The following is a 15,743-nucleotide window of genomic DNA, read 5'->3' as shown; positions in this document are numbered from 1 at the left end:
CGCCCCCATATGGTGGGTGAGACGTTGATGGGCCTTGTTCGTTCAAGCGGAGAAATCACTACCGTGTTACGGCTGGGTGTGGAAGGAATGTCTTGCGCGTCCTGCGTGGGCCGGGTCGAGAAGGCGTTGTCGAAGGTTCCGGGGGTGCGCGAGGTCAGCGTCAACCTGGCTACCGAGATGGCCGAAGTGGACGCCGACGCGGATGTCGCTCTGTCGAGCCTGGTCGAGGCGGTGGCAGCGGGCGGCTACGCGGTCCGCGACGAGTTGATCGACCTGGCGATCGAAGGCATGACTTGCGCCTCGTGCTCCGGACGGGTGGAGAAGGCCCTCGCCGCCGTTCCAGGCGTGCTTGAGGCCAACGTCAACCTGGCGACCGAGCAGGCCCGGGTGCGCGTGCTGGCAGGATCGGACCCGGCGGCGCTGGTAGATGCGGTGAAGGCTGCGGGATACGCCGCCAGCCTTCCCGCCACGGGTGCTGACGCGGAGGGCGGGCCGGATGCTACCGTGCCCCCGCCGCGCGACACCCGCCACTCGCGTGAATTACGCCATCTGCTCATCGCGATCGCCCTGTCGGCGCCGCTGATGCTCCCGATGCTGGCGATGCCGTTCGGGCGCGACTGGATGCTTCCGGGCTGGGTGCAGTTTGCTCTGGCCACGCCGGTGCAATTCTGGCTTGGTGCGCGTTTCTACCGCGCCGGCTGGGGCGCGCTTAAAGCGGGCGCGGGCAACATGGACCTGCTTGTAGCAGTGGGCACCAGCGCAGGCTATGGACTGAGCGTGTACCACCTGCTCGCTGATGCCGCACAGGGCGGCGCGCACCTGTACTTCGAGGCCTCGGCGGTTGTGATCACCCTGGTGCTGCTCGGTAAATGGCTCGAGGCGCGGGCCAAGCGCCAGACCACCGAGGCGATCCGGGCACTGCAGGCGTTGCGCCCCGACACCGCGCGGGTGGTGCGCGACGGCGTGGAGCGCGAGCTGCCCCTGGGTGAGGTGCGGGTCGATGATGAGGTGGTGGTGCTGCCCGGTGAGCGCATTCCTGTGGACGCGCGGATCATCGAGGGCCGCAGCCATGCCGATGAGTCGCTGATCACCGGCGAATCCCTGCCGGTGGCCAAGGAACCCGGCGATCGGGTTACTGGCGGTGCGGTCAACGGCGAAGGTCGCCTGCGCTTGCGGACGGTCGCGATCGGCACGGAGACCGCGCTCGCCCGGATCATCCGCCTGGTCGAGGACGCGCAGGCCAAGAAGGCCCCGATCCAGCGCATGGTCGACAAGGTCAGCGCCGTGTTCGTGCCCGTGGTGGTGGCGATCGGCGTGCTGACCCTGCTCGGCTGGGGATTGATCGGTGGCGACTGGAACGTGGCGATCCTGAATGCAGTGGCGGTGCTGGTGATCGCCTGCCCCTGCGCGCTGGGCCTGGCGACGCCGACGGCAATCATGGCCGGCACCGGCGTCGCGGCCCGCGCGGGCATCCTGATCAAGGACGCCGAGGTGCTGGAGACGGCCCGCTCCCTGAAGATCATCGCCTTTGACAAGACCGGCACGCTGACCGTGGGCCGGCCGACGCTGGCGCAACACATCGGGGTCGACGGCGATGACGCGTCGGTGCTGCGCCTGGCGGCCGCACTGCAGGCCGGCAGCGAGCATCCGCTGGCCAGCGCGGTGCTCGACGCCGCGGGCGATCTCGAAGCTCCGCGCGCTTCCAACGTACGGGCCCTGGCCGGCCGCGGGCTGGAAGGCGAGGTGGAAGGTCGCGATCTGCTGCTGGGAAGCTCCCGGCTGATGCGGGAAAGCGGAGTCGACCTCACCGCGATGGAGTCGCAGGGCAGGGAGCTGGCCGCGCACGGCCACAGCGTGTCGTGGCTGGCCGAGCGCCACCCCGATGGGGTTCGTTTGCTCGGCCTGCTGGCATTCCGCGATGAACCCCGTCCAGAAGCCCGCGACGCGATCCGGACCCTGCACGCGCAGGGACTTCGCACCGCGATGATTTCCGGAGACAACGTCGGCGCGGCGCGCGCCGTGGCCGATGCGCTCGGGATCGACGACGTCCGCGCCGAGGTGCTGCCCGGTGACAAGGCAGACGCGGTGAACGAACTGAAGTCCGCCGGCCCGGTGGCGATGGTCGGCGATGGCATCAACGATGCGCCTGCTTTGACCGCCGCGGATGTGGGCATCGCGATGGGCGGAGGAAGCGACGTGGCGATGCACGCTGCGGGTATCACCCTGATGCGTCCCGACCCGCGTCTCGTGTCGGACGCGATCGCCATCTCCCGCCGTACCAGCGCCAAGATCCGGCAGAACCTGTTCTGGGCGTTCATCTACAACGTGATCGGTATTCCGCTGGCCGCTGCAGGATTGCTTGATCCCGTGGTGGCAGGTGCGGCGATGGCCTTCTCCAGCGTCAGCGTGGTCTCCAACACCCTGCTGCTGCGACGCTGGAAGCCGCAGTCGGCAAGTCGGCCCGCAACGGAGTAATGCGCGCTGCTATCGCTCATCCTGCGGTGTGGCCTGGGCGCATCAGCCAATCCAGCGCGCCCAGGCCGGCGCGCCGACCGCTGGCAAAGCTCGCGTTGAGCAGATAGCCACCGGTCGGCGCTTCCCAGTCCAGCATCTCGCCGGCGCAGAACACCCCGGGCAGGGCGTTCAGCATGAGCGCCTCGTTCATCGCCTCGAGACGCACGCCGCCGGCGCTGCTGATCACCTCGTCGATCGGGCGCGGGCGCAGGAGTGTCAGGGGCAGGCGCTTGATGGTGCGGCCGACCCGATCGGTGTCGCCGAGTCCGTCCTTGCCGAGCACCTCGTACAGCAGCGCTGTTTTGACGGCGTTGAGTCCGGCCTGCCGCCGCAGGTGGTCGCTCATGCTGCGTCCGTTGCGCGGCTTGGCGAGGTCGGCACGCAGGCGAGCGGGTTCGCGTCCGGGTGCGAGATCCAGTATCAGCACGGCATGGCCGTCGCGGTCGATCGCGTCGCGCAGCGGTGCCGAGATGGCGTAAACCAGGCTGCCCTCGATGCCGTTGGCGGTGACCACGCACTCGCCCTGCAGCGCATGGTCGGTGCCGTCCTCGTGCCAGTGGGCGACGACCGGCTTGAGCGGCGCGCCAGCATGGCGCTGGACGAAGTGGGAGCTCCAGTCGATATCGAAACCGCAATTGGCGGGGACCAGAGGCGCCGTGTCCACGCCGCGCGCAGCCAGCCACGGTTGCCACGCGCCATCCGAACCGAGCTGGGGCCAACTGGCACCGCCCAGGGCAAGCACGGTGGCGTCATAGTGCGCAGTGACTTCGCCTGACGGCGTCGAGAACCGAAACGCCCCATCGCTGTCCCAGCCTTCCCAGCGGTGGTGCACATGAAAGCGCACACCCTGATCGCGCAGACGCCGCACCCAGCCGCGCAGCAGCGGCGCTGCCTTGCGATCCAGCGGGAACACCCGCCCAGAACTGCCGACGTACGTCTCCACGCCCAGCCCGAGAGCCCAATCGCGCAATGCGGCCGCATCGAAGTCGTCCAGCCATGCCCCAACTGCTTCGCTGCGCTCGCGGTAGCGCTTGTCGAACGCCGGGCGGTGCTCGCCGTGGGTGAGGTTCAAGCCGCCCTTGCCGGCAATCAGGAACTTGCGCCCGACCGAGCCCTTGGCCTCGTACAGATCCACCTCGATGCCGGCCGCACGCGCGGTTTCGGCGGCCATCAGTCCAGCCGGGCCGCCACCAATGACAGCCAGGCGGGGCAGGGCGGTGGGGCGTGTCATCAAACGGCTCCGGGGTGGCACGGCATTGCGGCGCTGCATTATGCCGCGCTGGGGTATCTTCAGCCCTTCGCATTCCAGGGGATACGGATACAGATGCCTATCAACAACGTTCGCCGGCAAGGCGCCGGCAAATGGCTCGCCCTTGCCATCGCACTGAGCGCCGCGATGGCGCTGGTCCCCGGCGCGCAGGCGCACGCGCAGGCACGGGAGGCCGCAACCGATACGACCCCAGCGGCCGACGTCGGTGTCTTCGCCGATGCGCCGGCGGGGTTGCCGGCGCAGCTTGCCGACTTCGACGCCTACATCGAGGACATCCGCGCGCGCTTCGAGGTGCCGGGGATGGCGGTGGCGATCGTCAAGGAGGGTCGCGTCGTGTTGGAGCGCGGCTACGGCACGCGCGATCTGGAGAGCAAGGTGCCGGTGGACGAGCGCACCCTGTTCGCCATCGCCTCCAACACCAAGGCATTCACCGCCGCCGCACTGTCGATGCTGGCCGATGAGGGCAAGCTGAAAATGGACGACCGGGTGGTCGACCACCTGCCCTGGTTCCGCATGTCGGATGCCTACGTCACCGGCGAGATGCGCATCCGCGACCTGCTCGCGCATCGCAGCGGCCTCGGCCTGGGCGCGGGTGACCTGCTGTACTGGCCCGGCTCGAAATACACAACGGAAGAAGTCGCGCGCCGCTTGAAGGATGTCCCGCTCAAGGGCGGCTTCCGCGACCGCTACGCCTACGACAACATCCTGTTTGGCGTCGCGCAGCTGGTCGTCGAGTCTGCCAGTGGCCAGCCGTTCCGGGAGTTCCTGCAGACCCGGATCTTCCGTCCGCTGGGCATGGACGACACCCGCTTCAACAGCGATTACCTGCAGGCCGGCGACAACGTCGCAACCGGCTACGCACAGGCAGATTTCACGAATCTGGTGGCGGCCCCGCGCGTGAGCTGGGGCAATGTGTCTGGCGCCGGCGGCATCTACTCCAGCGTCCACGATCTGACCAACTGGGTACGGGTGCAGCTCGATGGCGGCGTGATTTCCGGCGAAGGTGACAGCGCCAGGCGTCTGTTCAGCCAGAAACGCCAGCGTGAGATGTGGTCGATGATCACCCCGATTCCGGTCGCCAAGCCGTCGGTGCCCGCGCTGGCTGCCGCCACGCCCAACTACGCCGGCTATGGCGAGGGTTGGTCGCTGTCGGACTATCGCGGCCGCAAACTGGTCTGGCACACGGGCGGCTGGCCGGGTTTCGTCTCCCGCATCACCCTGGTGCCTGAGCAGAACCTGGGGATCATCGTGCTCACGAGCGCCGAGCAGGGCGGCGCATTCCAGGCGGCGACGATGCGCGTGCTGGATGCCTACCTGGACGGTCCGCGGACCGACTGGACGAGCGCGTATCTTTCGGCGCGGGGCGATGCGCAGGAAAAGGCCGACAAGTCCTGGCAGGAACACATTGCCAAGCGCGACCTGCGCTCAAAGCCGTCGCTGCCGTTGAGTGCGTACGTCGCGACCTACCGTGACCCGTGGTACGGCGACATCGTCGTCGAGCGGACTGGCGACAAGCTGCGGATCCGCTTCGCAAAGACGCCCGACCTGGTCGGCACCCTCAGCCACTGGCAGCACGACACCTTCGTGGTGCGCTGGGACGAGCGCTGGCTGAACGCCGACGCGTTCCTGACCTTCTCGCTTGAGCCGGACGGGGCGATCCGCGAGGGCCGCATGCAGGCGATCTCGCCGCTGACCGACTTCAGCTTCGACTTCCACGACCTGCGCCTGGTGCCGCTCAAGCCGGATGCGGGGTAGCCGGCTGACGCGTTAGGCGCCGCCGGCCGGGACGTCCGGCTCGAACACGACCACGTGCTCCAGGTCGAGCCGGATACCAATGTCCTGGCCGACCGCGTGGTCGTGGTGCGACGGAACCAGGGCCTGCACCTGTTCACCGTCGTCCAGTTGCAGGGTGTACAGGAAATCGGCGCCCCGGAAATGACGCCGCACGATCCGCGCCTGCATCGGGGCATGGTCGTCATGGAGCACGTCGTCCGGGCGCAGCAGCATCTGGACCTGTGATCCGGGCGCGCTGACCAGCCGATGATCCGACATGAGGACACCAAAACCCGTTCCCACATGCATGTCGTCCACCACGCGCGCCGGCAGCAGCACGCCTTCGCCGACAAAGCCGGCCACGAATGGGTTGGCCGGACGGTGGTAGAGGTCGTAGGCGGTCGTCCACTGCTGCAGGCGGCCTTCCCCGATTACGCCAACCAGATCGGCCATGGCAAAGGCTTCCGCCTGGGAGTGGGTGACCATCAGCGCGCCGATGCCGGTCGCCTTCAGCGCGGCGCGGACCTGGATGGCAAGGCGTTCGCGCAGGTCCGGATCAAGGCTGGAAAAGGGTTCATCCAGCAGCACCATGCGTGGCTCTGGTGCAAGCGCCCGGGCCAGGGCGACCCGTTGTTGCTGGCCCCCGGAGAGCTGGTGCGGAGGTCGCTTGGCGTAATCGGCCAGCCCGACCAGGTCGAGCATCTCCGCCGCGCGCGACCTGGATTTTGCGCGGGGCCAGCGGAACAGGCCGAAGCGGACGTTGTCGATCACGCTGAGATGGGGCAACAAGGCGTGATCCTGGAACACCATGCCCATCTGCCGCTTTTCCGGCGGAAGGTGGACGCCGTTGCCAACCAGCAGCTCGCCGTCTGCGCGGATGCGACCGGCTAAAAGGGGCTCGAATCCAGCGACGGCCCGCAATAACGTGGTCTTGCCCGCGCCGGAAGGGCCGATCAGGCAGCCGATTTGCCCGTCTGCCAGCTCCAGGCTGGCACCGGAGAGGACCACGCGGCCGTCATAGCCGACCGCGCCATTTTCGATCTCAAGCCGCATCGCGTCCTCGACGGGTCAGGGCGATCACCGGTATCAAACCCGCCAGGGCGATCGCCAGCGAAGGCAGGGCGGCACGGGCGTATTCGCCTTCGTTGGTCAGCTCGAACACCCGCGTGGCCAACGTGTCCCAGCCGAATGGACGCATCATCAGGGTAATTGGCATTTCCTTCATCGTGTCCACCAGCACGAGCAGTGCTGCGGTGGCGAAGCTGCCGCGCAGCAGCGGCCAGTGCACCACCCGTAGCTGCCGGGCACCGGTCACGCCCATGCTGCGGCTGGCCTCCAGCAACTGCGGACGGACGCGCAACAGCCCGCCGGCGACCGGGGCATGCGCCACGGCAAGGAAGCGGATGCCGTAGGCCACCAGCAACAGCATCAATCCGCCTTCCAACGGCACATCCCAGTCGCGGGTCTCGGCCAGCCAGGTCGAGAACCGGGCGACCGGCACATACAGGCCGATAGCCAACAGTGCGCCTGGAAGCCCGTACCCCAGGGTGGAGATACGGGTGGCGGTGGTGGTGAGGAAGCCGGGTTGCTCACGCGCGCCCAGCGCGATGACGAAGGCCGCTGCGGTCGTCAGTGCCGCAGCCATGGCTGACAGTGACAGGGCGTTGCGCAGGCTCGCGAAATAGCGCGTGTCCAGATCGTCCAGATGCGCCAGCGCCTGCCAGACCAGCTGCGACAGCGGCAGGCCAAGGGCGACCAGCAACACCAGCGCGCACAAGCCCGTCGCCCACCATCCCGGACGTCCCGTCTGCAACCGTGGCGCCTTGGCGTGACCGACGGAGACGAATGACTGGCGACGCCGCGATGCGGTCTCCAGGCCGACCAGCACCAACACGGCTACCAGCAGGACCGCGGCGATCTGCAAGGCCGTATCTGTGGAGAACAGGGCAAACCAGGCCTTGTAGATCGCAGTGGTGAAGGTGTCGTAATTGAAGGCGGACACCGCACCGAAGTCGGCCAGGGTCTCCATCATTACCAGCAGCGTGCCGCCGGCGATCCACGGCCGCGCCATCGGCAGGCTGGCGCGGAAAAACGACCGCCAAGGTCCCATCCCCAAGGCGCGAGCCGCTTCCAGTGCGCGCGCGCCCTGGCTGGCAAATGCCTCGCGGGCAACGAGGTACACGTAGGGGTACAACGCCAGCGTCATCACCGCGATCAGACCTGCGCGGGAGCGTATGTCGGGCAGTTGCAACGCTGAGTGCTCACGCAGCCAGACGGTGAACGGTGCGCCGTAGTCGAACAGCGCGATGAAGGCCACCGCGAGCACGTAGCCGGGCATGGCCAAGGGCAGCACCAGCAGCCACGCAAACCAGCGCCGCCCGGGGAATTCGCAGAGCGCCACCAGCGCGGCCAGTGTGGTGCCCAGGACGGCGCTGCCCGCGCCGACTCCCAGCAGCAGCCACGCGGTGTTGCCGGCGACCTGTGGCAGCACGTACTGCCACAGATGCTGCAGGGTGTCGGTATCGGGACGCGCCAGTGCCGCCAGGGTGGCCCCAAGCGGAATCAGGCTGGGAAGCGTCAGCGCGACCGCCAGCCAGGTCCATCCACGCGGGCCCGGCTGCGCGCGGGCATGGCGCCCGTGCGCAGTCGGCGGCGGTGGAAGGGTGAACGGATCAGCGATAGCCGGCACGATCCATCAGCTTGACGGCATCGGCCTGCATCGCGCCGGCCTGGGAGACGTTGATCAGATCCTGGCGGTAATCGCCCCATGCCTTGATCAACGGGTCGGTGGCGATATTCGGGTTGGCCGGATACTCCAGGTTCTCGCCGGCGAACAGCGCCTGCGCCTCACCGTCGGAAAGCCACTCGATGAACTCGCGCGCGGCCTGCGGATGTGGCGCGTGGCGGGTCACGCCGGCACCTGAAACGTTGACGTGGACACCACGTTCGCCCTCGGCCTGATTGGGCCAGAAAACGGTGACCGGCAGCGACGCGTCCTTGCGCAGCGCACGACCCAGGTAATAGGTGTTGCTGATGCCCACGGCGCAACGGCCTGCAGCAATGGCCTCGATCACCTCGTTGTCGCTGGCCATCGGCGGCGCCGCCAGGTTGGCGACCCAGCCGCGCACGACTTCCTCGGTCTTTTCCGCGCCCAGGCTGGCCATCATCGTGGCGACCAGACTCTGGTTGTAGACCGAGTTGCTGGTGCGCAGGCACAGCTTGCCCTTCCACTTGGGATCAGCGAGGTCTTCGTACGTCGACAGGGTGGCGGCCGGTGCCTTGGCAGGGTCGTGGATGATCGTGCGCGCGCGCACGGAGAGGCCGAACCAGCGGTTCTCGGGGTCGCGCAGGTTTTCCGGGATGTTGTTGCGCAGGCGCTCGGAGTCCACCGGCTGCAGCAGGTCCATGTTGGTCGCCTGCCAGAGGTTGCCCGCGTCCACAGTGATGAACACGTCCGCCTTGCTGCGGCTGCCTTCGGCCTTGAGCCGCTCCATCAGCGGTGGCGCCTTGTCGGTCAGGTAGGTGATCTTGACCCCGGTCTCCTCGGTGTAGCGGTCGAACAGGGGCTTGAGCAACTGCTCGTTGCGGGAGGTGTAGACCACCAGTTCGTTGGCAGCGTCGCCCGATGGGACGGCGGTTCCGGAATCACTTGAAGGCTGCTTGTCGGCGGAGCAGGCCGCAAGCGCGGCCAGGATGACGGCAGTCAGGGGGAGCGGTCGCACGGAGGCACCTCGGCTGGGTACAAATGAGAATCGCTATTATCTACGAACCTTCGGCGGAAGTATCGCCATGCAGGTTGGCAAAACGGCCACGACGGCCCCATGTAAAGGGCACTGGACCATCCCCCGCGAGTGTTCCCCATGATTCCCTATTCCCTGCTAGATCTTGCCCCCGTCACTGAAGGCAGCGACATCCGCCAGGCCTTCGCCAACACGCTTGACCTTGCCCGCAATGCCGAACGCCTTGGCTACCAGCGTTACTGGCTGGCTGAACACCACAACATGCCCGGCATCGCCAGCGCGGCGACCGCGGTACTGATCGGCTACGTCGCCGGCGGCACCTCGACGATCCGTGTGGGCGCCGGCGGCATCATGCTGCCCAACCATTCACCCCTGCAGGTGGCCGAGCAGTTCGGCACCCTGGCGTCGCTGTACCCGGACCGGATCGATCTCGGCCTGGGCCGGGCGCCCGGGACCGACCAGGCGACCGTGCGCGCGCTGCGCCGCTACCACCAGGGTGCCGACGCGTTTCCGCACGATGTCGCCGAACTTCTTGGTTTCTTCCGTCCTGCCAAGCCGGGCCAGCCGGTCCGTGCCGTTCCCGGTGCCGGCATCCAGGTACCGGTGTGGCTGCTCGGTTCCAGCCTGTTCAGTGCCCGGCTGTCGGCGGCGATGGGCCTGCCGTTCGCGTTCGCGTCCCATTTCGCGCCCGATGCCATGGACGACGCGCTGGCGCTGTATCACGGCGAGTTCACGCCGTCTGCGCGTCTGGCCAAGCCGCACGCGATGCTGGCGCTGAACGTGGTCGCCGCGGAAACCGACGCCGAGGCGCGCCGCCTCTTCACCACCCAGCAGCAGGCGTTTGTGAAGCTGCGCCGGGGTGACATCGGCCTGGTGCCGCCGCCGATCGACGACATCGAATCGTGGTGGACACCGCAGGAGAAGGAAGGCGTGAGCCGGGCACTGGCCTGCGCGGTGGTGGGTGACGTTGACACCGTGCGCAAGGGCATCGCCGCGTTCATCGAACGCCACCGGCCCGATGAACTGCTGCTCACCGCGAACATCTTCGACCACGCGGCGCGGGTGCGCTCATTCGAGATCGCCGCCGAGGCGATGGCGACGCACTGACGCACGCAGCCCTGGCCGGGACCTCCGACTCAGCGCTTCTTTCTGACGTCCATCAGCTCGACCTCGAACACCAGCGAGGCGTCCGGCGGAATCACCCCGCCGGCGCCCCGTTGCCCGTAGCCCTGCGACGCAGGTATCAACAGCACCCGCTTGCCGCCGACGCGCATGCCCGCCACGCCGTCATCCCAGCCGCGGATCACGCGGCCGGCGCCCAGCACAAATTCGATGGGCGTACCGCGCTCGCGGGAGCTGTCGAACTGGGCGCCGCGCTGCTCCGGAGCGTCCTTGTCGTACACCCAGCCGGTGTAGTGGACGCTGATCTCATCGCCTGCTGCCGCCACCGCACCAGCGCCATCGACCAGGTCGATCCGTTGCAGTTCGGCCACGCTGCCATTGGGCGGGGCGGGCGGCGTGGAGGGCGAACATGCCGCCAGCAGCGCGCCGGCGAGGGCAAGTGCGAGCACGAACGGGGATGCGGCGCGCGCGGCGTTGTGGTGCGGGAGTCGCTTCAAGGTGATGGCTTCGCAGGCGGCTTGGGGAGGCCAACGATACCGCTGATCGGCAATGCGCTCATCGCGATCCGGGCCAGATTGCGGCCAATCGACCATACTGGCCGGCCATCCAAGGCCGAACGTCAAACATGAAGACCCCCGCCGGCTTGCAGCCGTTGATCGATGAAGGTGTGATCGACGAAGTGCTGCGTCCGCTCAAGAGCGGCAAGGAAGCAGACGTCTACGTGGTCCGTTCCGGCGATGAGATCCTGTGCGCCAAGGTCTACAAGGACATGGCCCAGCGCAGCTTCCAGCAGCGCGTGCAATACCAGGAAGGACGCAAGGTCCGCGGCAGTCGCGAGCAGCGCGCGATCACCAAGGCGAGCAAGTTCGGCCGCAAGGAGCAGGAGGCCGCCTGGAAGAACACCGAGGTTGACGCGCTCTACCGCCTCGTCGACGCCGGAGTGCGGGTTCCGGCGCCGCGCGGGTATTACAACGGCGTGCTGGTGATGGAACTGGTCACCGATTCCGAAGGCCATTCCGCCGCGCGCCTGGGCGAGGTCGAGTTGTCCGCGGCGCAGGCGCGCGAGTACCACGCCTTCCTTGTGCGCCAGGTCGTGCTGATGTTGTGCATCGACCTGATCCACGGCGATCTGTCCGAGTACAACGTGCTGGTCGGTCCCGACGGCCCGGTGCTGATCGACTTCCCGCAGGTAGTCAGTGCGTCGGGCAACAACGCCGCGCGCAAGATGCTCCAGCGTGACGTCAACAACCTCACCCTCAGCCTCGGCGCGGCCGCCCCGGAGTTGCTGTCGACGCACTACGCCGAGGAGATGTGGGCGCTGTATGAGAAGGGCGAGCTGCGCCCCGACAGCCCGCTCACCGGCGAATACGCATTCGACGAGTCCAGCGCGGATCTGGACAGCGTCCAGCTAGCCATCCGCGACGCCCGCGAGGAAGCGCTCATCCGGCAGCAGGGGCGCGAGGCGGCAGCCGAGGAGGGCTGACTCCGCGTCCGTGGCACGGCGCTCTATATTGCGTTGACCGCGGTGACCAACGATCCTGCCAGCCTGTCGGAGAACGAGCGCTTCGAGCTCCAGGACCGGGCGCGCTTCTAGACCGAGCTTCCAGCCGCGTGTCCCGACGCCCAGGCCCACTGGAAGTTGTAGCCGCCCAGCCAGCCGGTGACGTCCAGCACCTCGCCGATGAAATACAGCCCGGGAACGTGGCGCGACTCCATCGTCGTTGACGACACGCCATTGGTATCCACGCCGCCCAGGGTGACCTCGGCAGTGCGGTAGCCTTCCGTACCGCTGGCGACCAGCGGTAAACGGTGCAGCACCGCGGCGACTTGCTGGAGCTCCGGCAGGTTCAACTGGCGAATCGGCCGGGCAGGCTGGAGGTGACTTAGCCATGCATCGCACAGGCGCTGGGCGAAACGCTTGGGAAAGAGTTCGGCCAGCAGTGTTTTCAGTTCGGCCGCGGGCCGCGCGCGCTGCATCTGCTGCAGCGTTGCCAGCGCATCGGCGTCCGGCAGCAGGTCCAGTTGCAGGTCCTCGCCGGGCTGCCAGTAGGACGAGATCTGGAGGATGGCCGGACCACTGATGCCGCGGTGCGTCACCAGCATGAAGTTGCTGAAGGACTGCCCCTTGGCGGTCGCGGTGACAGGCAGTGATACGCCGCTCAGGTCGGCCAGCCGTTCCTGGTGCACGCCACTCAGCGTCAGTGGGACCAAGCCGGCGCGCAGTGGCAGCACGGTGTGGTCGAACTGCTTGGCCACCTCATAGCCGAAGCCACTGGCACCCATGCTGGGGATCGACAGCCCGCCGCTGGCGACGACCAGGGCCGGGGTGCGGAACTGGCCGAGGCTGGTGTCCACCACGAACCCGTCCTGCCCGGACGCCACGCCACGGTCGGCTACGGGGAGCCGCTGGATGCGCCGGATGCTGCACCCGGTTTCCACCTGCACGCCCGCGGCGCTGCACTCGTCCAGCAGCATCTTCACGATCAGCTTGGAGGACTCGTCGCAGAACAACTGGCCGAGTTCCTTCTCGTGCCAGGCGATGCGATGGCTGTCCACCATGTCGAGGAAGTGCCACGGCGTGTAGCGCGCCAGGGCCGACTTGCAGAAGTGTGGGTTGGCTGACAGGAAGTTGGCCGGGGTGGTGCCGGTATTGGTGAAATTGCAGCGACCGCCGCCCGACATCAGGATCTTCTTGCCGACCCGGTTCGCATGCTCGACCACCACGATGCGCTTTCCCCGTCGACCGGCGGTAATCGCGCACATCAGGCCGGCCGCGCCGCCGCCGACCACGACCACGTCTACTTCGCGGACGCGCGCAGGCCCACTGGTGTCCGCCGCCGCCATCGGCTCAGTCGGTGCTGGGCGCCATGCGCACGGTGGGGCGCAGCGCGGTGCTGCCGCGATCGCCCATCAGCTGGAGTTCGCCGTCCTGGATCAGCACATTCAGGCGCATGCCGCGCTCGCCGATCGCCGGCAAGGCATCGACCACGTGACTGGGGATGTCGAGGACGGTCAGATTTTTGAGGCGTGACACCGAACTGGCGATCTTGTCCCACCAGATATCCGACGCGTTGCCGCCGTAGTTCACCACTACCACCTGGTCCGCCTTGGCGCACGATTTCTTGATTCGCGATTCGTCAGGATGACCCAGGTCGATCCACAGGTTGATATCGCCCACATAGTCGCGCTGCCACAGGTCCGGCTCATCCTCGTTGCTGATTCCGCGACCGAACTCGAGCCGCTCGTCGGCATACAGCGCGAAGGCCAGCAGGCGCACCATAAGGCGGGCATCGGTTTCGGAGGGGTGCTGGGCCAGGGTCAGCGTATGGGTGGCGTAGTAATGCCGGTCCATGTCGCTGATCTGCAGCTCGGCTTTGACGACGGTCGAATTGGCTGCCATGACAGACTCGCGGAAGGTAGCCCGCCATTCTAGGCTTTGCCGGCGCTGAGCGCTGGTTTAGACCTGCCCGGTGGCGAACTGGACCGCCAGGCTGGATACCGCCACCGCGATCCACACGCCCATTCCCAGCGCGATCGGCTTGAAACCGGTGCTTGCCATGCGGCGCAGGTCGGCCGACAGGCCGATGGCGGTCAGCGCCATGATGATGAGGAAATTGGCGGCGACATGGATTACCGGTTGCGCCGCTTCGGGGATCAGCCCCAGGGTGCGCGCGGCAGACGCAACCACGAACCACAGGATGAACCACGGAACGATGGTCGAGAGGCGGAAATCGCCGGCGCCACTCTTCTTGTGCTTCCAGGCCTCGATCGCGGCCAAAATGAGGCACATCGGGATGATCAAGGTGGCGCGGGTTAGCTTGACGATGGTCGCGTGGTCGCCTGCTTCCTTGCCATAGCTGTAGCCGGCGGCCACCACCGATGAGGTGTCGTTGATCGCAGTGCCGGCCCACAGCCCGAAGCCCTGCTGGCTGAGATCCATCAGGTGGCCCAGCGCCGGGAACACGAGCACCGCCACCAGGTTGAAAAGGAAGATCGTGGAAATCGCGAAGGCGGTGTCGTGCCCGTCGGCCTTGATGATCGGTGTCACCGCCGCGATGGCAGAGCCGCCGCAGATCGCCGTTCCCGCGCCGATCAGCAACTTCAGTTTCGACGGAATGTTGAGCAGTTTGCCCAGCACCAGGGCGGAGGTGAACGCTACGATGATCGTTACGGCGGTGATGCTGAGCGACTCCATCCCGGTCTTGGCGACCTGGGTCAGGCTGAGTCCGAACCCCAGCGCGATGATCGACCATTGCAGGATCTTCTCGCCGGCGAAACGGATCCCCGGCTCGCATGCCTTTGGGGGCGAAACCGTATTGCGGATCAGCACCCCGAGCAGGATGCCGAATACCGGGCCGCCCACCAGTGGCAGCCAGCGGCCCAGCAGCAGCGCGACAACGGCAACCACCGTCGCCAGCATCAGGCCGGGCCAAAGCGGGGAGGGCGCGGCGGGAGGGGGCGTGGGTGAGGTGGCCGGGGCGTGCGTGGAAGTTGCCGACATCAAGTGCGCCGTCCAGAAACCGGATTCACAGGATAGACGCCGCCCGGGCGCGCGGCGAGCCGGAGTGCGACTTCATTGGCTGCGGTCAAAAACGCCCGGTGCGAGCCGCCGACCTGGTCGGCTCAGTCATCGCGCAAGGCGAGCGCCGTCTTCATGTGGTTCTCGTAGTTGCCACGGGTGCGCTCCAGATGCCTGCGGATGACCTCATTGTCGGACGCCTGCAAGCGCTCATCGATCAGCGCCAACGCCTGCTCGTGGGTCTCTACCACGGCATCCAGGTAGCCGCGCTGGTAGGCGTCAGCCTCAAGGCCGGCCAAGGCCTTCAGGCGTTTTTCCTCCTCACTGCGCTGATTCCTGATGGCGGGGGTGTCGACCACATCCAGTGCTTCGGCGTCACCCAGTGCGCGGGTCTGGGTCAGGTTCCGCCGGTGATGGATGGAAATCTGCTCGGCGAGGTCGGCTACCGGTGGATCCAGCTGCCCGTGCTGTCGGGCCTGCTCAGCCAGGGCCACCGCCTGCTGATCAAGGGCGATCAACTGGGCAACGGTCTCTCCTGGCGCGACGGCGGTCTTGCTTGCGGTGGCAGCGGTAGTGCGATCGGGCGGCATCGGTGCACGGGTGCAGGCGGACAATGCGAAAGCTGTCAAAGCGACAATGACTAGGGATGCGTTCCTGGACATGTCATTCCTCCCGGTTTCGTGGCGCGCCGCGTGATTCGCAAGGCCCGCGGCCCGTCCATGGATGAATGGCCCCGCAATGACCAAGCTAGGCCAACCGCGGCGCGACGGCGTGAAGGCGAGGTGATGGCGGTGGCTTCGCCGCG

Annotated in this window: 13 protein-coding genes; 4 read left to right on the top strand and 9 right to left on the bottom strand. The window is 67.3% G+C overall.

Annotated elements, in window-relative coordinates; genetic code table 11:
• The first annotated feature begins 9 nt into the window (after nt 1-9).
• Nucleotides 10-2,475, top strand: a complete 2,466-nt coding sequence (locus tag KZ491_RS03940) for a heavy metal translocating P-type ATPase (protein ID WP_343225529.1) — start codon at nt 10-12, stop codon at nt 2,473-2,475.
• 16 nt (nt 2,476-2,491) lie between these two features.
• On the opposite strand, the gene KZ491_RS03935 is transcribed toward KZ491_RS03940, so the two are convergent.
• Entirely contained in the window at nt 2,492-3,784 is a 1,293-nt protein-coding gene (locus tag KZ491_RS03935) for a TIGR03862 family flavoprotein (RefSeq protein ID WP_425493075.1), read from the bottom strand.
• Nucleotides 3,785-3,838: 54 nt separating this feature from the next.
• Between KZ491_RS03935 and KZ491_RS03930 the strand changes: the two genes are divergently transcribed.
• A complete protein-coding gene (locus KZ491_RS03930; RefSeq protein ID WP_246606489.1) occupies nt 3,839-5,539 on the top strand; it encodes a serine hydrolase in 1,701 nt (566 codons plus the stop codon).
• A gap of 12 nt (nt 5,540-5,551) precedes the next feature.
• Here KZ491_RS03930 and KZ491_RS03925 read toward each other — a convergent pair whose 3' ends face one another.
• From KZ491_RS03925 to KZ491_RS03915, 3 genes are read right to left on the bottom strand one after another with little or no spacing between them, the layout of a single operon-like run.
• Entirely contained in the window at nt 5,552-6,610 is a 1,059-nt protein-coding gene (locus tag KZ491_RS03925; protein ID WP_222564513.1) for an ABC transporter ATP-binding protein, read from the bottom strand.
• Nucleotides 6,600-8,246 carry an ABC transporter permease gene (locus KZ491_RS03920; RefSeq protein WP_222564512.1) on the bottom strand — a complete coding sequence of 549 codons (1,647 nt, stop codon included), beginning with the start codon at nt 8,244-8,246 and terminating at the stop codon, nt 6,600-6,602. Before KZ491_RS03920 ends, KZ491_RS03925 begins: the two co-directional genes overlap by 11 nt.
• Nucleotides 8,230-9,279, bottom strand: a complete 1,050-nt coding sequence (locus KZ491_RS03915) for an extracellular solute-binding protein (protein WP_222564511.1) — start codon at nt 9,277-9,279, stop codon at nt 8,230-8,232. Before KZ491_RS03915 ends, KZ491_RS03920 begins: the two co-directional genes overlap by 17 nt.
• Before the next feature lie 138 nt (nt 9,280-9,417).
• Here KZ491_RS03915 and KZ491_RS03910 point away from each other — a divergent pair, with 138 nt between their 5' ends.
• Nucleotides 9,418-10,404 (top strand): LLM class flavin-dependent oxidoreductase, encoded by a 987-nt coding sequence (locus KZ491_RS03910; RefSeq protein WP_222564510.1) that lies wholly within the window; start codon nt 9,418-9,420, stop codon nt 10,402-10,404.
• Between the two features lie 29 nt (nt 10,405-10,433).
• Here the strand turns inward: KZ491_RS03910 and KZ491_RS03905 are convergent, their stop codons facing one another.
• The gene (locus KZ491_RS03905) at nt 10,434-10,916 is read right to left on the bottom strand and encodes an FKBP-type peptidyl-prolyl cis-trans isomerase (protein ID WP_246606488.1); all 483 of its coding nucleotides are present in this window, start codon (nt 10,914-10,916) and stop codon (nt 10,434-10,436) included.
• A gap of 128 nt (nt 10,917-11,044) precedes the next feature.
• On the opposite strand from KZ491_RS03905, the gene KZ491_RS03900 reads away from it, so the two are divergent.
• Nucleotides 11,045-11,902, top strand: a complete 858-nt coding sequence (locus tag KZ491_RS03900) for a PA4780 family RIO1-like protein kinase (protein WP_222564508.1) — start codon at nt 11,045-11,047, stop codon at nt 11,900-11,902.
• A 107-nt stretch (nt 11,903-12,009) separates the two neighbouring features.
• Here KZ491_RS03900 and KZ491_RS03895 read toward each other — a convergent pair whose 3' ends face one another.
• The 4 genes from KZ491_RS03895 to KZ491_RS03880 form a co-directional block, all read right to left on the bottom strand.
• A complete protein-coding gene (locus KZ491_RS03895; protein ID WP_222564507.1) occupies nt 12,010-13,263 on the bottom strand; it encodes a BaiN/RdsA family NAD(P)/FAD-dependent oxidoreductase in 1,254 nt (417 codons plus the stop codon).
• 4 nt (nt 13,264-13,267) lie between these two features.
• Nucleotides 13,268-13,819 carry a YaeQ family protein gene (locus KZ491_RS03890; RefSeq protein ID WP_043959036.1) on the bottom strand — a complete coding sequence of 184 codons (552 nt, stop codon included), beginning with the start codon at nt 13,817-13,819 and terminating at the stop codon, nt 13,268-13,270.
• Nucleotides 13,820-13,876: 57 nt separating this feature from the next.
• The gene (locus KZ491_RS03885; protein WP_222564506.1) at nt 13,877-14,920 is read right to left on the bottom strand and encodes a YeiH family protein; all 1,044 of its coding nucleotides are present in this window, start codon (nt 14,918-14,920) and stop codon (nt 13,877-13,879) included.
• A gap of 122 nt (nt 14,921-15,042) precedes the next feature.
• Entirely contained in the window at nt 15,043-15,528 is a 486-nt protein-coding gene (locus KZ491_RS03880) for a DUF4142 domain-containing protein (protein WP_222564505.1), read from the bottom strand.
• Nucleotides 15,529-15,743: the final 215 nt, after the last annotated feature.

The organism is Novilysobacter antarcticus (genome assembly GCF_019802285.1).
Taxonomy (GTDB): domain Bacteria; phylum Pseudomonadota; class Gammaproteobacteria; order Xanthomonadales; family Xanthomonadaceae; genus Novilysobacter; species Novilysobacter antarcticus.
The sequence above is the reverse complement of the archived record's forward strand: the minus strand, read 5'-3'. Positions and strand labels throughout refer to the sequence as shown.